Source organism: Collinsella aerofaciens, from assembly GCF_028209395.1.
In the GTDB taxonomy this organism is placed as follows: Bacteria; Actinomycetota; Coriobacteriia; order Coriobacteriales; family Coriobacteriaceae; genus Collinsella; species Collinsella aerofaciens_AZ.
On record NZ_JAQLDQ010000017.1, the window covers coordinates 23,022 to 43,614 of the forward strand.

Annotated in this window: 18 protein-coding genes; 5 read left to right on the forward strand and 13 right to left on the reverse strand. The window is 60.9% G+C overall.

Going from position 1 to position 20,593, the window contains the following annotated elements:
* Positions 1-59 precede the first annotated feature (59 nt).
* From PMW67_RS07255 to idi, 10 genes are all read right to left on the reverse strand, one after another.
* Positions 60-845: an amino acid ABC transporter ATP-binding protein gene (locus PMW67_RS07255; RefSeq protein WP_271739298.1), complete on the reverse strand. Its 786-nt coding sequence runs from the start codon at positions 843-845 to the stop codon at positions 60-62.
* Between the two features lie 22 nt (positions 846-867).
* Positions 868-2,016, reverse strand: a complete 1,149-nt coding sequence (locus PMW67_RS07260; RefSeq protein ID WP_271739299.1) for an amino acid ABC transporter permease — start codon at positions 2,014-2,016, stop codon at positions 868-870.
* A gap of 9 nt (positions 2,017-2,025) precedes the next feature.
* Positions 2,026-2,952, reverse strand: a complete 927-nt coding sequence (locus tag PMW67_RS07265; protein ID WP_271739301.1) for a transporter substrate-binding domain-containing protein — start codon at positions 2,950-2,952, stop codon at positions 2,026-2,028.
* 256 nt (positions 2,953-3,208) lie between these two features.
* On the reverse strand, positions 3,209-4,102 hold the full coding sequence (locus PMW67_RS07270; RefSeq protein WP_117582988.1) for an aldose 1-epimerase family protein: 894 nt from the start codon (positions 4,100-4,102) through the stop codon (positions 3,209-3,211).
* Between the two features lie 79 nt (positions 4,103-4,181).
* Positions 4,182-5,051, reverse strand: a complete 870-nt coding sequence (locus tag PMW67_RS07275) for a hypothetical protein (RefSeq protein ID WP_118376855.1) — start codon at positions 5,049-5,051, stop codon at positions 4,182-4,184.
* A 174-nt stretch (positions 5,052-5,225) separates the two neighbouring features.
* On the reverse strand, positions 5,226-6,089 hold the full coding sequence (locus PMW67_RS07280; protein ID WP_117773882.1) for a MerR family transcriptional regulator: 864 nt from the start codon (positions 6,087-6,089) through the stop codon (positions 5,226-5,228).
* 80 nt (positions 6,090-6,169) lie between these two features.
* Positions 6,170-6,748, reverse strand: a complete 579-nt coding sequence (locus PMW67_RS07285) for a UbiX family flavin prenyltransferase (protein WP_117773881.1) — start codon at positions 6,746-6,748, stop codon at positions 6,170-6,172.
* Positions 6,749-6,781: 33 nt separating this feature from the next.
* Positions 6,782-8,269, reverse strand: a complete 1,488-nt coding sequence (locus PMW67_RS07290) for a UbiD family decarboxylase (RefSeq protein WP_271739305.1) — start codon at positions 8,267-8,269, stop codon at positions 6,782-6,784.
* Positions 8,270-8,410: 141 nt separating this feature from the next.
* Entirely contained in the window at positions 8,411-9,868 is a 1,458-nt protein-coding gene (locus tag PMW67_RS07295) for an SLC13 family permease (protein ID WP_271739307.1), read from the reverse strand.
* 245 nt (positions 9,869-10,113) lie between these two features.
* Positions 10,114-11,055, reverse strand: coding sequence for an isopentenyl-diphosphate Delta-isomerase (gene idi, locus PMW67_RS07300; RefSeq protein ID WP_271739309.1), 942 nt, complete (start codon positions 11,053-11,055; stop codon positions 10,114-10,116).
* A 158-nt stretch (positions 11,056-11,213) separates the two neighbouring features.
* Between idi and PMW67_RS07305 the strand changes: the two genes are divergently transcribed.
* A complete protein-coding gene (locus tag PMW67_RS07305) occupies positions 11,214-12,464 on the forward strand; it encodes an MFS transporter (RefSeq protein ID WP_271739311.1) in 1,251 nt (416 codons plus the stop codon).
* Positions 12,465-12,520: 56 nt separating this feature from the next.
* Positions 12,521-12,967 carry a low molecular weight protein-tyrosine-phosphatase gene (locus PMW67_RS07310; protein ID WP_271739313.1) on the forward strand — a complete coding sequence of 149 codons (447 nt, stop codon included), beginning with the start codon at positions 12,521-12,523 and terminating at the stop codon, positions 12,965-12,967.
* 212 nt (positions 12,968-13,179) lie between these two features.
* Here the strand turns inward: PMW67_RS07310 and PMW67_RS07315 are convergent, their stop codons facing one another.
* The 3 genes from PMW67_RS07315 to PMW67_RS07325 all read right to left on the reverse strand — a co-directional run bounded on the left by PMW67_RS07315 (position 13,180) and on the right by PMW67_RS07325 (position 15,962).
* On the reverse strand, positions 13,180-14,541 hold the full coding sequence (locus tag PMW67_RS07315) for an ATP-binding protein (RefSeq protein ID WP_117773878.1): 1,362 nt from the start codon (positions 14,539-14,541) through the stop codon (positions 13,180-13,182).
* Between the two features lie 274 nt (positions 14,542-14,815).
* Entirely contained in the window at positions 14,816-15,145 is a 330-nt protein-coding gene (locus tag PMW67_RS07320) for a TIGR04076 family protein (protein ID WP_197032192.1), read from the reverse strand.
* A complete protein-coding gene (locus PMW67_RS07325) occupies positions 15,138-15,962 on the reverse strand; it encodes a PfkB family carbohydrate kinase (RefSeq protein ID WP_117773877.1) in 825 nt (274 codons plus the stop codon). The genes PMW67_RS07320 and PMW67_RS07325 overlap by 8 nt, the downstream gene beginning before the upstream one ends.
* Positions 15,963-16,288: 326 nt before the next feature.
* Between PMW67_RS07325 and PMW67_RS07330 the strand changes: the two genes are divergently transcribed.
* The 3 genes from PMW67_RS07330 to PMW67_RS07340 are packed head-to-tail and all read left to right on the forward strand — an operon-like array spanning position 16,289 to position 20,511.
* The gene (locus PMW67_RS07330; protein WP_117773876.1) at positions 16,289-16,792 is read left to right on the forward strand and encodes a MarR family winged helix-turn-helix transcriptional regulator; all 504 of its coding nucleotides are present in this window, start codon (positions 16,289-16,291) and stop codon (positions 16,790-16,792) included.
* On the forward strand, positions 16,785-18,599 hold the full coding sequence (locus PMW67_RS07335) for an ABC transporter ATP-binding protein (RefSeq protein WP_271739317.1): 1,815 nt from the start codon (positions 16,785-16,787) through the stop codon (positions 18,597-18,599). Before PMW67_RS07330 ends, PMW67_RS07335 begins: the two co-directional genes overlap by 8 nt.
* Positions 18,592-20,511 (forward strand): ABC transporter ATP-binding protein, encoded by a 1,920-nt coding sequence (locus tag PMW67_RS07340; protein WP_117773874.1) that lies wholly within the window; start codon positions 18,592-18,594, stop codon positions 20,509-20,511. Before PMW67_RS07335 ends, PMW67_RS07340 begins: the two co-directional genes overlap by 8 nt.
* Positions 20,512-20,593: the final 82 nt, after the last annotated feature.

Here is a 20,593-nt window from a genome sequence, read left to right on the forward strand (position 1 = left end):
ATTGTGACGACAAAGGCCGCCCCACGGGAGCGGCCCTGCAACGCAGGCGTTTGCGCCGGTTATTTGTCCTCGAGATAGCGAGAGAGGAACTCGCGAGTGCGCTGATGTTTGGGGTTGCCAAAGAGCTCGGCCGGCGCGGCGTCCTCGAGCACCACGCCCTTGTCCATAAAGACCACGCGGTCGGACACCGTGCAGGCAAAGGCCATCTCGTGCGTGACGACAACCATGGTCATGCCGTCGGCCGCGAGCTTGCGCATGACCTCGAGCACCTCGCCCACGATCTCGGGGTCGAGTGCCGAAGTCGGCTCGTCGAACAGCATGATCTGCGGACTCATGCACAGGGCGCGAGCGATGGCCACGCGCTGCTTTTGGCCACCGGACAGGCGACCCACGGCGGCGTGCGCGAACTTTTCGAGTCCCACGCTCGCCAGATGCTCCATCGCGACCTTCTCGGCCTCGGCCTTGCTCATCTTTTTGAGCGTGACGGGCGCGAGCGTGCAGTTGTCGAGCACATCCATGTTGTTGAACAGGTTAAAGCCCTGGAACACCATGCCGATGTCCTCACGCAGCTTGTTAATGTTGCAGCGCTCGGCCGTAAGGTCCTGGCCGTGGAACCAGATGTGGCCCGCGTCCGGGGTCTCGAGCAGGTTGAGGCAGCGCAGGAAGGTCGACTTGCCCGAGCCCGAGGCGCCGATGATGGTGACGACCTCGCCGGGGTTAACGGACAGGTCGATGCCCTTGAGCACCTCGAGCGAGCCGAAGCTCTTGCGCAGGCCCTCGACGCGGATGAGCGGCTCATTGGTCCGTGCGGCGGCCGCGGTGCCGGTAGTGGCGGTATCTGCCATGATGATTCTCCTCGTCTTGAGCCTAGTTGGAGCTGGGCAGCGTGGCCGGGGCCTCAGCGCCCAGCTTTTTGCCAAAGGCCTCGAGCAGGCGGCCTGCCACGAACGTCAGGATCAGGTAGACCACGAGCGCCACGCAGTAGACCTCCATCTGGCGGTAGTACACGCCGGCGACGGTGGTGGTGGCGTACATGAGGTCGAACACGCCGATGACCGAGAGCACCGACGAGTCCTTGATGTTGATGATGAGCTCGTTGGTGAGCGCCGGGATCGCGTTTTTAATGCCCTGGGGAAACACGACTTTGCGCATGGCCTGCCACTGCGACAGACCCAGCGAGCGCGCTGCCTCGGCCTGGCCGGGGTCGATGGACTCGATGCCACCGCGCAGGACCTCCATCATGTAGGCAGTAGAGTTGAGCGAGATGGTGACGAGGCCCGCGGTAAAGGTACTCCAGATCTGGTTGGCCTGGGCGGTCTCGAAGCCCATACTGCGCAGAACGGTAAAGCCCGCGTAATAGATGAGCAAGCCCTGGACCATCATGGGCGTGCCGCGCACGACGGTGGAATAGACGGTCGCAAAGCCTCGGCCAATACTCTTAAAGAAACGCACCAGGTCGTTGTCGACGCGATCGAAGGTCTGGGTGCGCAAGAATACAAAGAGCAGCGCCAAGAAGAAGGCGATGACGGTGCCGAAGGTGGCAAGCGCGATGGTGATCTCGATGCCGCGGATAAAGAAGTCGCTGCTCTTGTAGGTCATGTAGACCAAGCTCGACAGAAAGTCGCTGGGATTGGAGTCCGAGACAATGCTCACCTGCACCAGGTCGATAAACGACATGACGCAGCGGTCGATAAAGAAGATCGCCGCGATGGCAACCACGACATAGCTGCCCAGGCGCGCGCTACGACGGAAGCGCTCAGATGCAAACGGCGACTTTTGGCGATAGTCGTTCCAATGCATGAGCTTGGTGACAAGCGCTGCCGCCGATACGACAATCCAGACCCACAGAATCGCCCAGAGGCAGTCCTGGAACGCGCCCGTGGGCGCCAGGAAGCTCAGCGGCGTGGGGTTGCGCTGGCTAAACGCCAGCCCGAGCGCCGCGATAACACTCGTGCCTAGATACACATAACGGTGGTCGGCCTTGATAAAGGAGGCCAGACGATTGATGGCTTTCATGCTGTCTCCCTATGCCGGCTGACGGTCGAGGCATGCGTCCCACATCTGGTCGCGCTCCTCTTGGCTAATGCCCTTGAGTGTCTTGTCGATGAGCTTAAGCAGTTTGTCCGAGCCCTTGCGGCAACCGACATTTGCCGTGACCTCCTGCTTAAAGCCCTCGCCCTCGGCAAAGTGGATGGGGACGATACCGGGATTTTGGGCCATATAGCCCTTTTCGTTCTCAGTGTTGTAGGTCACGGCGTCGCACGTGCCCTGCAGCAGATTCGAGAACACCGTGGGGACCGAATCGACCGGGTTCTTGTGCACAACGCCCGGAATCTCGTCGATGACGGTATCGAGCATGGTGTCCTTTTGGCCGAGCACCGTGGCACCGCTGAAGTCGCTGAGCTTGGTGGCGTTTTGGTAGGGCGAGCCCTCTTTTACGAACAGGCCAAAGTAGCCAATGAAGTACGGGTCGGAAAAGCCGACGGACTCCTCGCGCTCGGGCGTGGCGCTCATGCCGGCGATGATGAGGTCAATCTGGCCGTTGTTGAGCGAGTCGATAAGGCCCGAGAAGCTCTGCTTGACGGCAACGGGCTCACCGCCAAGGGCCTTGCAGACGATCTTGGCGATCTGCACGTCGTAGCCGTCGGCATAGGCGCCCTGCACGTTATCGATGGGGATCGTGAACTCGCTGGCCTCGGAAACCTGCCAGTTGTACGGGGCGTAGGCCGCCTCCATGCCAATGCGGATCTTATCCTTGCCGATAACGGAATCGGACAGGTCATCGCGACCGCCGCCCGTCGTGGGCTGGACCACCTTGAGTGTGGACGGACGCTGGCAGCCGGCAAGCGCGCCGGCGACAACGGTTGCGCTCGCAGCGAGGGCGCTACCCAAGAAGATGCGACGACTGCACACCGGCTGGGTCTGCGCGTCGCGCTGTAGTCGAGGTTGCATCTGATGCCTTCCCTATGTCGTTTTGCTGACAATAAGACAGGATATACGTCAACAACCAGCAGCGCGGCATGTGCGCGAAAAAATAATAGACACACGAAGACGATTGGCGCAAAGCAGCCTGCCCCCATGTACCACTTGGCATGAAAAAGGCAAGGCATAGACCTTCTGGTCATGCCGTGCCTTTTGAATGGCAAATTGTCGCTCTGGGTGGCGCGCAGCGTCGACCGGCCCGCCGTTCGTCAGAACGGCGGAACCTCTAGAGCAGGGTGACGCTAAAGCTGCGGACGTCCGTCTCGCCCGGCGCCAGCGTAATGGTATTGACCTTGTGCTCAAAGACATCGTCCTCGGTGTCCATGGTGGTGTGGCCGGTCCAGGGCTCGAGCGCCACAAACGGAGCGTCGTTGGCGGCAGACCACACGCCGATGTACTTAAAGCCCTCAAAGTCGATCTTGACGCCGTGGCCCGACTTGCGACCGCGCAGCGTGAGCGTAGAGCCCGGAGTATCGGTGAACATGATGGCATCGTTATCGAAACTGCGGTGCGCGATGGGCAGCACGTCCGAGTTATCGGGAGCCTTGTAACTACCCTCGAACGTCATAAGACCGTCGGGCGTGATGACGGGGGCCTCGTTAGTCCAAGCCTCGGTAAACGCCAGCTCGTAATCCTCGAACGCCTCGTCCTCGGCACCGGGAGCCGGTACGTTAAACGCGGGGTGGCCGCCCACCGAGAACGGCAGGTCCACGTCGCCGGTGTTGGTGACGGCAAAGGTCTGCGTGAGGGTGGCGTCGCCGGTCAAGGCATAGGTCATGCTGAGCTTAAAGTGGAACGGGAACGCCTTGAGCGACTCGGGCGTGTCGGTGATCTCGTACGTTACCGAGGAGCCGTCCTCCGAAACCTCGACCAGCTTGTGTTCGACGATGCGCGCGAGTCCGTGGCGCGGCATCTCGCAGGTGCCGGCCGCAGACGTCGCCGTGTTGTTGCGCAGCGAGCCCACAATGGGGAACAGGATGGGCGCATGCTTGCCCCAAAAGGCGGGGTCGCCCTGCCACAGATACTCGTTGCCGTTGAGGGCAAGGCTCGTGAGCTGGGCACCCATGGAATCGATGGCCGCGGTGAGGCCGCCGCGCTTGATGGTAGTGACGGTGGACATGCTACTTCCTCCAAAAGTAAACAACAGTGTCGAGGGCTATTGTCCCACTCTTGGCGGCGGGGTTGAGCGACAGGTGCAGTTATTGAGCAATAGCGTAAAGGTCAAACCCGCCCTGCGGCGTGCTATCGACCGTATCGGGCGCCTGTGAATTAAAACTCACCGGAACCATGCGCTTTGAGGCACGGTAACGCGTGCCGTCGGTGGCGACGGGCGGCTCATCGACCGTGAGCTCGTAGTCGCCGGGCTTGAGCTCGATGCCGTCACCTTCGGAATTGACGTATTGATACTCGTCGATTGCTTGTCCCTTGAGTGTGCGGCCCACGATATGGACGAGCATCTGGCTGTCGCCGCGCGCGGTGTCCCACGTCGCGCCGTCCTTGACCTCGACCGATACATGCACCGAGCGCGTGCGGCTGAGCGATTGCTCGACAGACATCTCGACCTTGGCGGCGTCTTTGCGCTGTTGTTCAACATGGCTCCAGACGTTTCCAATTACCGAGCATGCGATAACGCCGGCCATAAAGGCGATAAGGATGGGGCCAAGCGGAGAGCGACGTCCCGCATCTTCCTCGCGAGCCAGATCGGGGCGATGCGTGGGCGCAGGCGCCTGGGCACCCTGCGAGGGCACGTCGAGAATGCTGAAGGATGCCGTGCTGTCGGGATCGATAGTGTGACGCGGCTGCGGGGTCTTTGCCGGCGAGATGGACATGTCGGCTGGCTCACCCAGTGTGGCCGTGGCATCGGCCTTTGCCTCGTCGGCCTCAGCCTGGGCCCAAGCCTGCTCAAAGGTCAGAGGCTCGGCGGCATCGGAGGCGGCGTCAGGCTCGACAGCAGCATCGCTGCCGGTCTCGTCCTCGTCGCTCGACACGTCACGCGGCGCGGGCTCGTCCAACTCCTCGTCCGGAGCCTCGCCCTCGCTATACCACCATTCAAAGTTATCGATATCCATACGGGGCGCCCCTTAGGCCTCGCAAATAAAACACTTGCTAGCCTTATACCCCCAGACGGCGCTGGAGCTCGCCGGCACAGACAGGAAAACCGTCACAACATTCGACGCTTTTCCTCGTTTTCGAGATTTTCATCGAATGTTGTGATGGTTTGGGCGGCAGTCCCCTTGTCACATCTAGAGGGCGACGGGGATTTGGATGCAGCAGAAGTCCTCTTGGTGGGACTCGTCGTAGCTCGTGGTGTCCAAGTAGCAAAAATCGAAAGCGTTGCCGATGGGCTGGAGCGCATGTTTGTCCATGCAGGCGACGATGGCGCGGATACCCTCGGGCTCGTACGGCATGCCCCAGCGGCTCATGCATAGATACGTGCCCTCGGGCAGCACCTCGACGCCAATCTCTGTCAGCTCGGCAGGATCGCTCGGCAGCGTTTCCTCGGCACCGCGCGGCAGCACGGCAAAGGAGCCGGCGCCGGCGACGGGGTCGTCGGAATGCAGCGCCTCGCGACGCAGCATGGCGCCCCAGCCGCGCATGGGACGCGTGCCCGTCAGCGCACGCATGCGCAGGATTGCCCGCATGAGCGTGGGGTGAAGCATCGAGCGGCCGCGCTCTATATCGCCCGGAAACTCCTCAAAGACCACGTAGCGGCGCTCGAATTGCTTGAGCTCCGGCTTGCCCTCGCGCTCGCGCCAGTAAACCGCCTCGTCGTAAAAGCTTAGACGCTCCTGTACGCTCGCGCGCTCGGCTTTGAGCTCAGCGATCTGTTCATCGAGCGCCTGCACCCGCGAGCGCAGGTGATCGGTCATCTCGCCAATGTCGAACGTCGAGGTCAGACGGTCGATCTCGTCGAGCTCAAGCCCCAGGTCGCGCAACATGCAGATCAGACGCATAAGCGGGATCTGCGTGGGCGAATAGAAACGGTAGCCCTTCTCGTTAACCACGGCGGGCTTAAACAGACCGATCTTGTCGTAGTAGATGAGCGTTTGACGCGAAACGTTAAACAGGCTCGCCATCTCGCTAATCGCATACATGCCCGTCTGCATGGGTCCTCCCGACACACCAAAGCCCGCCGCCCACAGGGGCAGCGGGCTCAAACACTACTCGTATCCTACCCTAAAAGCGCCTATGACCAGCGCTTATAGTTTTCGCACGACACGCCAACGGCCTCGAGCGCCTTGGCAGCGATGTGATGCACCGCATCGTCGAGCGTTGCGGGGCCGTTGTAAAACGTGAGCATGGGCGGCATAAGCATGACGCCCGGCACGCGTGCCAGGCGCGCCATGTTGTCGACATGGATCGCACTGAAGGGCGTCTCGCGCACCATAAGCACCAGGCGGCGCTGCTCTTTCATTTGCACGTCGGCCGCACGCAGCAACAGATTTTCGCTGTAGCCGCTCGCGATGCCGGCGAGCGTCTTCATGGAGCAGGGCGCCACGATCATGCCGTCGACCGGATAGGTACCGCTTGCGATGGCGGCGCCGATGTTCTTGTTGTCGTAGACCACATCGGCGTGCGCGGCAAACTCGTCGAGTGTCATGCCAAGCTCCTGCTCGATGGTGATCTCTCCCCCGCGCGTGACGACAAGCGCCGACTCAGCACCGGCCCGGCGCAGGCATTTGAGGCACTCAAGGCCCAGCGCTGCACCGCTGGCACCAGAAACGCCAACGACAATGCGACGAGGACGGACAGAAGACTCAGGCATGACGGCTCCTTAACTACTTGGTAGGGCTACTTACTAGAAAGCAATCTCCTTGGCCCACTTGTCCTGGTCGATCTCCATGAACTGCGAGCGGATGAAGTTCTTCTTGAGGTTGAACGGGACCGTGCAGTCGAAGATGGCCTTGCAGGCGATACCGTGCTCGCGGATGCTCGGGTCAAACGCCGGGTCGTTGGACGGGTCGAGCACGTGGCAGTGGCAGCCGGGGATGGTGATGAGGTCCACGTCGGCCTGGAAGCGCGTGGTCATGGCCCACATCACGTCGCTCATGTCGAAGATGTCGACATCCTCGTCGACCAGGATCACATGCTTGAGCTCGGAGAATGCCGAGAAGGCGAGCATGGCGGCGTTGCGCTGACGGCCCTCGTCATTTTTGCTCGACTTCTTGAACTGCATGATGGCAACGAACTTGCCGCCGCCGCAGGGAGCAGCGTGGACGTTGAGCAGGCGGCCCGGGATAGCGGTCTCGACCATCTTGTAGATGGAAGCCTCGGTGGGGATGCCGGCCATGGACACGTGCTCGTGCGAAGGGCCAATGCAGCTCTCCATGATGGGGTTGGTGCGCGTGGTGACGGCGGTGATCTTGATCACCGGGCAGACCTTGGCACCACCGGTGTAGCCGGGGAACTCGGGCATGGCGTAGCCATGACCGTTGACATCCTCGTTGATGACCTCGTCGTGCATGAGATAGCCCTCGAGCACGTACTCGGCATTGGCGATGCACTTCTGCGGAACGGTGACGCAGTCGGCAAGCTCGACGGCATGGCCGCGCAGGGCGCCGGCGATCTGCAGCTCGTTGAAGCCGAGCGGCGTGGTGGGAGCCTCGAAGCCGCAGCACATGTACACGGCGGGGTCCAGGCCGATGGAGATGGAGATGGGCATATCCTCGCCGCGCTGGCAGTACTCGTCAAAGAACGCGCCCAGGTGACGGCTGCCCGGAGTGATCCACATGGCGAGCTTGTCCTTGTCGACACAGGAGAAGCGGTGGATGGTCACGTCGGACTGGGAGCCGTCGGGGCTCGTGCCGTAGGCGAGGCCCATGGTGATGTAGGGACCGCCGTCGACGGGCGTGTTGGTGGGAGCGGGAACGATCTTGCGCAGGTCAAAGCCCTCGTCGGTCGCCTTGTACACAACCTCCTGGCAGTCGATGTGCGCGCCCTCGGCGATCTGCTTGGGCGCGATCAGGCTCTCGAAGCGCTTGCCGATCTCGAGACCCAGGTGCTCCTCGTCCAGGTCGAGCAGGGCGGCAACGCGCTTGCGGCTGGCAAGCATTCCGATGCAGACCTTGGCATCGTCAAAACCCTTGACGTTGTTGAAGACCATCGCAGGACCCTCTTTGGTCGGACGCATAACGGTGCCGCCGGCACCGACGTGGCGATAGACGCCCGAGACCTCGGCGTCCGGGTCGACCTGGGTGTCGGTCTCGAGCAGCTGGCCCGGCATCTCACGCAAAAAGTCGAGCGCGGAGCGCAGGTCGTGGATCTGGGAAGCATCGGTAGTGGACATAGCGTGCTCCTTTCGGGAGAGTGTCCGGCGGCGGGAGTGCCGCCGGCTTGGTAACGTAATGGGGCCGCAGCGCTCATAGATGGGGCGCTCGGGCACTCGCAGTTCAAGCACTCGGCTAATTACAGCCAAGCACTCGACTGCTTACATCAGGCCAAAGAGGTGGAACCAGGCGGCCTCGACCAGCACGACGATAAAGACGACCGCGGTGAGGGGAATGCCCATGCGCATGGCTTCTTTGGAGGTGTAGCCGCCGGCGTCCTTGCCCTCGCCGATAAGGATCGGCAGGTTATGGAACGGCAGGATGTAGTGGATGTTGATGGACGTGAAGACGATGAGTGCCACGGCGAGCGGGCTCACGCTGGAGCCGGCCGCGAAGCTGATGAACGCCGGCACGCACACGCCGAGTACGGCCATGACCGAGCCCATGAACATGTGGATGATCATGGAGAGCGCAGCGACAAGCAGGGCGAACAGGAAGATGTTCTCGGGCACGGAGCTGGGAAGCACGACGTCGGCGATCCAGGCGTTCATACCGGTGGCACCGCCCACGGAGCCCACGGCCATGGCGGCCGTCAGGAACATGAGGGACTTGATGTCGACAGCATTCCAGCTGGCGGGGGTGAGGACCTCGCCGATGACGGGCATGGCGAGGCAGACGCCGATGGCCAGGGTGACCCAGCCGATGTAATCGCCCGAGACGGTGAGCCACAGCGCGATGGCGATGATAAGCCACACGATGGTGCGGATCTCCTTGACGGAGAGCTTGCCGAGCGCAGCCTGCTTGGCCACGATCTGCTCGCGATCGTAGACGAGCTCCTTGCTGGGCTTAAAGAGGAAGAGACCCAGGAACAGGGTGCACAGCAGCGCGACCAGCATGGGCACGCTCATGTACAGGAACCAGTCGACAAACGACGGGCTCATGCCGCCGGCCTCGGCGCTGTACTGCGCAACGAGCGGATTGAGCGTGGAGTCGCCCGTCAGGAAGAACATGGAGCCCGGGGCGGCAGCGGCAAACACGAGGAAGCCGAGCTTGCCGCGGTCGTCGTCACCGTAGCCGGCGGACTCGGCGATGACCGAGACGACGGCGAGGATGAGGAAGGCGCGGGGGAACGGATGCGGGATCAGCAGCGACAGCACGAAGGTGAGCGCGAAGATCGAGATGATGAGCGACTTGGCGTCGCGCACGAACTTGAGCATGAACGCATAGGCGATGCGCTCGCCCAGGCCCGACTCCTTGACTGCACTGGCGATGAGGTAGGCACCAATGACGAGCCACATGGTGGCTTTGGTCCACGAGCTAAACGTGGAGGCGACCGTCGCCGAGATGCTCGCGGCACCCGTGTCGTCCACGCACACCTTAAACAGAACGAGCAGCGCGCAGTAGAGCAGGCCCACAAAGCCCGGCTGTGCCACGCCACATGCCCAGAACACCACCGTGGCGAGCGTCAGTGCCAGACAGGTCTGACCGCCGACCGTAAGCTCGACCGTCGAGCTCAGCTCCGCCAAAGGAAGAAACTTCACTAGCAAAAAGACAACGATACCCAGCACAAAGCCAATTTCGCGCTTGGTGATCTTAAATGCCTTCTTTTCCGCTTCCATCTCCCCACCTTTCTTGTTGGGGGCGCTCCGGATTCGCAGCCACGTTGCCACTTAAAAAGGGGCGCCCGTTATCGGACACCCCTTACGTTGCGCTGTGTTGTTGCAATACAGTCAAGCGGATTTTTTTGGATGAGAAGCGATCCTCTGGGCAAAAACCGTCACAACATTCGACGCTTTTCCTCGATTTCGAGATTTTCATCGAATGTTGTGACGGTTTGGATGTGGCAAAGGGACTGTCTTTTGTTTCACATAGCGAGATCCGTACGGATGGATGGGTCGCTGAGGGCCTCGCGGAGCCAGGGGGCCAGCTGCTCGGGGTGACCCTGCAGGTAGCCTTTGAGCTCGGACGGAGCCACGCGGCGCACTTCCGAGATCTCCTCTTGGTTGATATGCAGCTCGCCCGGCTCAACATGGGCTGCGAACACCTCGCACCATTCGCACTCGCAGCGGCCGTCGCCATGGTCCTCGCGGTACACCACGTGACCGAGGTGCTTGAGCTGATCGGGCCCGCGCGTAACGCCAAGCTCTTCGTTGATGCGACGCGCCGTGGCGGCGGCAACGTCTTCCCCGGGGAGCGGATGGCCGGCGCAGCTGTCGGCCAGCACCCCGCCCCACAGGCGCTTGAGCGGACTGCGACGGCAGAGCAGCAGGCGCGCGCCCTCGCCCCGCCCCTCGACCAGAAGCGTCAGAAATGCCTGGTGCAGGACGCCCTCCCCCGTATGGGCTTCGATGCGATCGACGGGGCCAAGCGCCTCGCCGGTCGCGGCATCAACCGCCACGACTTCGGCGCCCGCGCCGCCCTCATCCCAGCCGGCGCGCAGAATGCGGGCGGCGGCTTCCTCGAGCGCGGCGATGAGCTCCTTGGTGGTGTCGAGCACGCGCTGCAGGTCGTTCCCGCTCGCCTGTTCAACATGAAAACCCGTGCTTGCAACTACCGGCACACTAAAGCGCGTGGCCAGCGCCGCCGCGATATCGTGCGCCGGGATCTCGTCTCGATGGCACGGAACGGCCAGGATGCTCACCGTCGCCGTACGGCCGGGCTCGGGACGCGGAATGGCCTGTGCCGTGGCGCCCAGGTGCGCAAATTCCGGCGAGCAGGCGTAGACCGCCATGCCTCGCGGTGTCACCGTCAGCTGGGCCTCGAGCGCAAACTTGCCCTCGCCCACTGCAACCTTTGTCGTGTGCATACCCATGGGATCTCCTGTCGCCCGCGATGTACCTGAGACCATTTTCACCTGTATTGCGACTATACAGGCAAGCGCAGCCTGCGACAAAGGAACTGTCCCTTTGCCACATTCTGTTAGAATTGCAGGGATTGAATCCCGCTTATTCATGCGACATTGGAGTGACAACCTTGACCGCCGCAACCACGCCTAAAAGCAAGTCAACCGCCGCCGCGCTCTCCCCCGCGCGCACCAAGCTCTGCCTAGCGCTACTCGTGCTGTTGGGATTCTCACTCGGCTGCTCCGAGTTCGTGGTCATCGGTATCGAGAGCGACTTGGCAACGGAGCTCGGCGTATCACTTGCCACTGCGGGCCAGCTCATCAGCGTGTTCGCGCTTGTCTACGCTATCGCTACGCCGGTGCTTGCGCTCAGCACGGGGCGATTCCGCCGCTACCAGCTGCTCGTGTGCTACAGCATTATCTTTGTGCTCGGCAATCTGGTCATGGCGTTAGCGCCCAACTTCCAGGTGCTGTTTATCTCGCGCATCATCCTAGGTTCCGTCTCGGGCGCACTGCTCGCCGTGGGTGTGACGTACATCCCCGAGCTGCTGTCCCCGCAGCAAACTTCGCTTGCCATCTCGGTGGTATATGGTGCGTTTTCCGTAGCAATGGTCTTTGTCACTTCGATCGGCAAGCTTGTGGCCGACACGCTCGACTGGCACGTTGCCATGTACGGCACGCTGGCCTTTGCCGTTCTGATCTGCGCCGCGCTCGTGGTGTTTATGCCGCGCGCCGGACAGACCGACGAACCCGCCACCTTCCGCGAACAGGCGGGTCTGCTGCGCGAACCGAGTATCATCACCGGCATGCTCATCTTTTTGTTTGGCGTAGGATCGGTCTATGTGTTCTACGGCTACGTGACGCCCTATCTTGAGCAGGTGCTGGGCATGGGCACTGTTCAGGCGAGCACCACGCTTATGGCCTACGGCGTGTTCTGCCTGATCTCGAACATCTTGGGCGGATGGATCGACGCGCGCTTTGGCATGAAGGCGCTGCTCGTGACGTTTGTGCTGCAGGCTGTGGCGTTACTCGGGTTGTTTGCTGTGGGCGGCACCATGCCGCTCGCGCTGGTCTTTGTCTTTAGCTTGGCGATGCTCATGTACCTGTTCTCGGTGTCGTGCATCACGCACTTTATGGACGTGGCACGCAGTCGCCATCCCAAGTCGATGGTACTCGCAAGTTCGGTTGAGCCCATGGCGTTTAACGTCGGCATCTCGTTTGGCACTGCAGTGGGCGGCGCCGTGGTAAGCAGCATTGGCATTGCGTACGTGGGCGCCGTGGGAGCCGCGTTCTCGCTTGTGGCCTGGGCGCTTACGCTGGTGACGATTAAGTTGGCTCGCTGGGAGCGCAAGCGGGCGAGGGCGAGGGCGTAGGCTTAGGCTTAGCTGCGATACTCGAGTTCGATGATGGCGATTGAAAGGAACCGCGCATGCAACGCGTACTGTTTATCTGCTATGGCAATATCTGCCGCTCGACGATGGCTGAGTCGGTGTTTACCGAGCTCGTGCGCCGCGCCGAGCGCGAGGACGAATTTGTCATTGACTCCGCCGCCACCTCGACCGAGGAGATTGGCAACCCGCCGCATCACGGCACTGTTGCCAAGCTTGCCGAGGTCGGGATTCCCGTTGTCGCACATCGCGCGCGTCAGGTACGCCGCGCGGAGTATAGCGACTGGGACCATATTGTCTATATGGATTCCGAGAACGCCCGCGGCCTGCATCGCATCTTTGGTAAGGATCCCGATGGCAAGGTCTCGCGCCTGCTCGATTGGACCGATCGCCCCGGCGATGTGGCCGACCCCTGGTATACCGGCAATTTCGATGCCACCTACCGCGATGTGCTCGCCGGTTGCACCGCTATGCTCGAGCAGCTGTAGGCAAGCGAGCGCACGGGCCGCGCTATCAGCATACATCGAGCGAGGATTTTCTCCCCCATACAAATCGAGCGTGGATTTTCTCCCACTTTGAGCGCGAAATAGCTCCAAAAACGGGAGATAATCCACGCTCGATATTTCGACGGCAGAAAATCCTCGCTCGATACTCACCGACGAGCTCAATGTGACAAAGGGACTGTCCATTTGTCACATTCCTAGACAGGTTTGACCTCCAGCTTTATCCCCTCGACACGGGAGTCGCCCAAAACATCCGGAAGGGTCCAAGTCGCATACAGAGGCAGATAGAGAACGCCCCCGTCACGCTCAACGTTGCCTCTCGAGAAAACAATCCCGCGCTTTACGCCATACTCGGCCGTTTCTAGCACATGGTTCAACGCGGCGTGCGCATGGTAATACGTCCCCAATTTAACCTCGATGGGCACAGCCGTCCCATCCGGGCCGTCAATCACGAAATCGACCTCGCCCCGTTTCTTGGTCTGGTAGTAATACAGCCCTCTTCCCTGGGCAGCCAGCTGCTGAGCCACCACGTTTTCGTACACGCCGCCGAGGTTGGGCTCCTTGCTGTCGAGGTACGCCGCCTGGGCGACCCCGATAGGATAACGGGCCATCAGCATCCCGATATCGGACTGGTACAGCTTGAACTGGGACGCCCGTGCCGTCTTAAGCAGTGGGGACTTGGGCTCGGTCACGATGTCGGTCTTGAGAGCGACGCCGGCATCGACAAGCCAGACAAAATCTCGCTGGTATTTCTCGTAATGCGCCTTGGGATCTATGGAGTTGAGCACGAAACGCTTGTTCTCGCCCTCCAGCATGACAGGAAGCTGGTCGAAGATACTCTGCACCTGGAGCGCGCGCCCGTTCGCGTATTTCGAGATATCCCGACGGTATTGCCCGTTCAGCTCGGACTGGAGCTGGCGGACAGATGCCAGATCACCCTGCGTGTCGAGGAAGCGCTGCACGATCTCCGGCATACCGCCGACGACGATATAGGTCCTGAAGTTTGCCATCATTGCGTCGTGAATATAACCAGGAACCGGCGTCTCGTTGCGGCACGCATCGCAAATCGAGCGCCGCGCCTCTTCGCTCACCCCGATTGCCCAGCTGAACTCCTCAAAATCCAGCGGGAACATCCTGAGCTCATGGACGTACCCCACGGGATAAGACCTGACGCCCTTGAATTGGGTCCCAAGCATGGACCCCGAGAATGCCCAGCGACAACGGCCGTCCTCGACAAGGAACTTGGCCATCGTCATGATGTCCGGCGCCTCCTGCACCTCGTCGATAAACACGAGGGTCTCGCCCGGCGCTATCGACTTTCCCGAGAGAAGCGTCACCCTGCTAATGAAATCATCGGCATCTCGCGCCTCGAGGAGAGCGTCCCTTGCCTGGCGATTTTCCATGAGGTTGAGCTCGATGTAGGTTGCGTAGTTCGACTTACCGAACTCGCGAATCGAGTAGCTCTTGCCGATTTGGCGAGAACCCGTGACGAGCAGCGCCTTTCGTTCGATGAATCTCTGCCAACGATTAAGCTCGTCTGCGATTTTCCTGCGCAACATAAGCTCTCCCTTCGCCACGATAAATGAAATTCAGAAATTTATATCGACTATTATCAATGAAATGCAGAAATTTTTAGTACCGAAATTGGATGAAATGCAGAAATTTGACCTTACTCGCATACAGAATATAGACGAGAGCGCCTAAGCATAAGCGAGCTCATGATTCCCATATACAAATCGAGCGTGGATTTTCTCCCACTTTGAGCGTTCAATCGCGCCCAAAACGGGAGAAAATCCACGCTCAATGTTTCAATGGGAGAAAATCCTCGCTCGGCTACTCGTCGACGATCTCGGCGAGCCAGACGTTTAACGTATCGACCTCGGGGCAGCAGAACTTTGCCGTACCAGGCTCGTTGCCAGGTACGGTTCCGCCATAGCGCAGGATATCGATATAGGGAAAGCCCACATGGCAGGCCATGGCGCACATCTTGCCGCGGTCTCGGTCAAAGTCAAAGACGTCGCCCGGCTTGTGACCATGGTGGCAGCGGCACGTCCCCAGCTGGTCCACGCAGCTCACGCGGATACGCGGCCGCTTGCCACGCGGCGCGCCGAGCGGCCTGTTCTCGCCCGCAGGCTTGACGCCGCCCTCGCCAGCGTTACTCATGGTCAATCACATCCAGGCAGGCCTCGATGGGAAGGCCGGCCGACTTGTCCTCTTGGTCGGCATTGCGCTCGATAAGCTCAGCCACCACACGCATGGCATCGGACGTCGCGCGCTGCAGACTCCAACCTGCCATAACGCGGCCCATGAGCACCGCCGAGAACGTATCGCCCGTGCCCGGGAAATAGACCGGAATGAGCTCAAAGGGAATCGTGAAGTACTCCCCCGCCACATGGTCGTAACCGATAACCGCGTTCGTGCCATTTACCACGGCGCTCGTAATGACCACCGACTTGGCACCCAGCTCGCGCACGGCGTCCACAAGGGCGCGGGCCTCATCGGGCGTGATCTGCTCTGCAATAGGCGTATCGGCGAGCAGACAGGCCTCGGTGTAGTTGGGCACCGCGTAGTCTGCGCACTCCAGCAGGTGCCGCATAAGGCCAATCGTGGACTCGGGCACACCGGCATAGAGCTTGCCGTTGTCGCCCATGATGGGATCGACGAACACCTTGGTGCCCTTTTGCGCGCGGCGGTGGCAAAAGTCCGAGATGATACGCGTCTCTTCCTCGGTCACGATAAAGCCGGTCGAGATGGCGTCGAACTCAAAGCCGAGCTCCTCCCAGATGGCGAGGCTCTGGCGCACGTACTCGGTGGTGTCGTGGATGTAGAACTTGGGATAGTTGAGCGTATCGGACACAAGTGCCGTCGGCAGGTTATGGATACGGTAGCCCATGTGCGACAGCACCGGCAGCATGGCGGAAAGCGCGACCTTGCCGTAGCCGCACATATCGTTAATCAGCAGCAGCTGAGTATTCTTCATGAGGGTCTCCCTTGTTTCGGGCGCGGCGCGGCAGCGCCACAGTGCGACTAAGTGTAGCGCAGGGGACGTTGTGAACGGGCGCTGGCACCGCAGAGGACGAATTGTTGCGGAAAGGTTACGGGAAGGAGGAAGTTAGTCGTTGGGGACGTTCTTAAATGACTAGTCGACACAAGGAGTGTCCCCAAATGCCGGCACATAAGGAACGTCCCTAAGTGCCGCTCGAACATAATAAGTTTGGTACCTTGACATTTATTTACCGTGCTCCTAAATTGGTTAGGCACAAAACAATTCAACTACCTAACTAAAGAAAGGAGCGAAGCTTAGATATGTGTGTTGAACCACTCGTCCTTCCGCATGAGCCCAGCGGTGACCCGTCGCAACCGGTAGACATACCCGAAGCGGTCAGCGCCGAAGACAAACTCGCCAAGCGCATCCTGAGCGGCCTGGGCTTTTGCGGCCATTACATGCATTTTCATGGCGGAGGCGTGTCCGGCAAGGCGCCCATCATCTGCCTGCTGGCCAAGCAACCCGGCGGCGAGATGTCGCAGCAGGAACTCGGCATGCACTTTGACCTCAAGCCGGGGTCGCTTTCCGAGATCCTGTCCAAGCTCGAGCTCAACGGCCTCATCGAGCGCAGCCGTAACCCCAAGGATCGACGGCAGCTCACCATTCGCCTGACCGAAACCGGCCGGGAAAACGCCCGCATCGACCAGGCGGCCCGCATTCGCTTTAGAGAGCAGGCCTTTAGCGCGCTCACCCATGACGAGCGCGAGGACCTCGCCGAAATGCTCGATAAAATCCGCGTAACCTGGGAGGAACTGGATGATTAAAACCCTCATGGGCAGCATCCGCGACTATATGAAAGTCACCGTTGCCACGCCGTTGCTCGTGCTTGGCGAGGTGCTCTGCGAGATGCTGATTCCATTTATCACCGCCAACCTGATCGACGCCATCAAAGACGGCGCCACCGTAGCCGAGATGCTTCCCACCGCGGGCCTTTTGGTGCTCATCGCGCTGACATCGCTTGCTTTTGGCGCCGCGGCAGGCGTCACCTGCAGCCATGCGAGCTGCGGCTTCGCCAAGAACCTGCGTCACGACCTGTTCTACAAAATCCAGACGTTCAGCTTTGCCAACATCGATGAGTTCTCGAGCTCCTCGCTCGTCACGCGCCTGACCACCGACATCAACAACGTGCAGCAGGCCTTTATGATGATCATCCGTATCGCCGTGCGCGCGCCGCTGGTATTGATCTTCGCCTTTACCATGGCATTTATCATGGGCGGCAGCGTTGCCATGGTCTACCTGGTCATCATTCCGCTGCTGGGCTTTGGGCTGTTCTTTATCATCTTTAAGGTGCGCCCCATCTTCTCGCGCGTGTTCCACAAGTACGATGCCCTTAACGAGTCCGTCGAGGAAAACGTCACCGGCATGCGCGTGGTTAAGAGCTACGTACGCGAAGACTTTGAGAAGGAGAAGTTCGCGGCCGCCGCGCGCGATGTCCAGACGGACTTCACCCGCGCCGAGAAGCTGCTCGCCTTTAACAACCCCATGATGAACATCTGCGTCAACGGCGCGTTTGTCGTCATCATCTACCTGGGCTCCAAGCTCATCATCACGAGCCAGGGCACGCTGTTCGACGTGGGCCAGCTCTCCTCGACCTTTACCTATGGTTTCCAGATTCTCATGAGCCTGATGCAGCTGTCGATGATCTTTGTCATGGTGACCATGGCCGACGAATCGGCACACCGCATTGCCGAGGTGCTGGCCGCCGAGCCCACGATCGCCGATCCCGCCGAGCCCGTGCTCGAGGTTGCCGACGGTTCCATCGACTTTGACCACGTGAGTTTTAAGTATTCCAAGCATGCGAAGCGCCAGGCGCTCGACGATATCGACCTGCACATTACGAGCGGCGAGACCATCGGCATCATCGGCGGCACCGGCTCGGCCAAGTCCACGCTCGTTAACCTCATCGCCCGCCTGTACGACACCACCGAAGGCGCTGTGCGCGTGGGCGGCGCGGACGTGCGCGACTACGACCTGGACGCGCTGCGTCACCAGGTCGCCATGGTGCTGCAGAAAAACGTGCTGTTTAGCGGCACCATCGCCGAGAACCTGCGTTGGGGCGACCCGAACGCCACCGACGAGGAAGTCCGCGAGGCAGCGCATCTGGCCTGCGCCGACGAGTTTGTCGACGGTTTCCCCAAGGGCTACGACACCTGGATCGAACAGGGCGGCTCTAATGTTTCGGGCGGTCAGAAGCAGCGCCTGTGCATTGCACGCGCCCTGCTGCGTCGCCCCAAGATCTTGATCCTGGACGACTCCACCAGCGCCGTCGACACCAAGACCGACGCAAAGATCCGCGCAGGACTGGCAAGCTATCTGCCCAACACGACCAAGCTCATCATCGCCCAGCGCATCAGCTCCGTGCAGGACGCAGACCGTATCATCGTCATGGAGGGCGGCCGTATCGCGCAGATCGGCAACCATGACGAGCTGCTTAAGACAAGCGAGATCTACCGCGAGACCTTCACCTCGCAAAACAAGATGAGCGCCGAGGGCGAAGGGGCCGTCGAGGCCGACACCGAGGCATCCGCAACGCAAGCTCAGACTCAGGAAGGAGGCGAGGCCCATGAGTAAGGCAACGACCGCCGAGCGCGCGCTCAACCGCAAGGGCGGCACCATGTCGCGCCTCATCAAGACGCTCTTTGGCTTCTATCCCGTGCTTTTGCCCCTCGTCGTCGCCGGCGTGGTGCTCTGCGCCATCATCAACTCCATCGGCGCGACCTTCCTGCAGAGCGCCCTGCAAATTATTGGCGAATCGTGGCAGTCGGGCGATTGGGAAGCCGCGCAGCCCAAGATCGCACAGCTCGTGACCACCCTCGCCTGCATCTACGGCGTCGGCGTCCTGTCCTCGCTCTTCTGGAACCGCGCCATGGCTATCGTCACGCAGGGCTCGCTGGAGAAGCTGCGCGAGATGATGTTCAACCGCATGCAGGACCTGCCGATCCGCTACTTCGACACGCACCAGCGCGGCGATGTCATGAGCCACTACACCAACGACATCGACACGCTGCGTCAGATGATCAGCCAGTCGCTGCCCAACCTGCTCATGACGATCATCATCATCGTCACGGTGTTCTTTATCATGCTGTACTACAGCGTGTGGATGTGCCTGGTCATCATCGCCGGCGTCGCCTTTATGACCTTTATGACCAAGCTGCTCGGCTCCAACTCCGCGCGCTTCTTCATTGCGCAGCAGACCGAGCTCGGCGTGGTCGAGGGCCATATCGAGGAGGTCATGAACGGCCAGAAGGTCGTCAAGGCGTTCTGCCACGAGTCTGCCGCCGAGGCCGATTTTGACGAGCGCAACGAAAAGCTCTTCGAGGTCTCCCAGAAGGCCAACATGTACGCCAACATCCTCATGCCCATCCTTATGAACCTGGGCAACCTGCTCTACGTGCTGGTCGCACTGGCGGGCGGCATTTTCCTGGCGCTGGGCGCGCCCAACCTGAGCATCTCGGGCATGGCGCTGTCCATCGCCGTCGTGGTGCCGTTCCTCAACATGACCAAGCAGTTCTGCGGACAGATCGGCCAGATCTCGCAGCAGATCAACGCCGTGGTCATGGGCCTCGCCGGCGCCGACCGCATCTTTGAGCTCATCGACGAGAAGCCCGAGGCCGACGAAGGCTACGTGACGCTCGTCAACGCACAGGTGAACCCCGAAACCTGGGAGCTCGAGGAGGCCGACCACCACACCGGCATGTGGGCATGGAAACATCCGCACCGCGCAACCGGCGAGATCGAGTACGTGCCGCTGCGCGGCGACCTGGTCATGGACAACGTCGACTTTGGCTACACGCCCGACCACGAGGTGCTGCACGGCGTGTCCGTGTTTGCCAAGCCGGGCCAGAAGGTCGCGTTTGTCGGCGCCACCGGTGCCGGCAAGACGACCATCACCAACCTCATCAACCGCTTCTATGACATTGCCGACGGCAAGATTCGCTACGACGGCATCAACGTCAATAAGATCCGCAAGGCCGATCTGCGCCGCTCGCTGGGCGTCGTGCTGCAGGACGTGAACCTGTTCACCGGCACCGTGATGGATAACATCCGCTACGGCAACCTGGATGCGACCGACGAGGAGTGCATCGCGGCGGCCAAGCTCGCGGGCGCGGACGACTTTATCACCCGCCTGCCCGACGGCTACGACACCATGCTTACCGGCAACGGTGCCCAGCTGTCGCAAGGCCAGCGTCAGCTGATTTCGATCGCGCGCGCCGCCGTCGCCGATCCGCCGGCAATGATTCTGGACGAGGCCACGAGCTCCATCGACACCCGCACCGAGGCCATCGTGCAGGCGGGCATGGATAAGCTCATGGAGGGCCGCACGACGTTTGTCATCGCGCACCGCCTGTCCACCGTGCGCAACTCTGACGCGATCATCTGCCTGGATCACGGCCGCATCATCGAGCGCGGCAACCATGATGAGCTGATTGCCAAGCGCGGGTATTACTACCAGCTGTACACGGGTGCGTTTGAGCTGGAGTAGGAACGGTTACTGACGGAGGGTGCCCCGGGGCGGCGGGGTAATTCCTCCGTGCTCAAACATTCTCGCTTCGCTGCGAAACTGC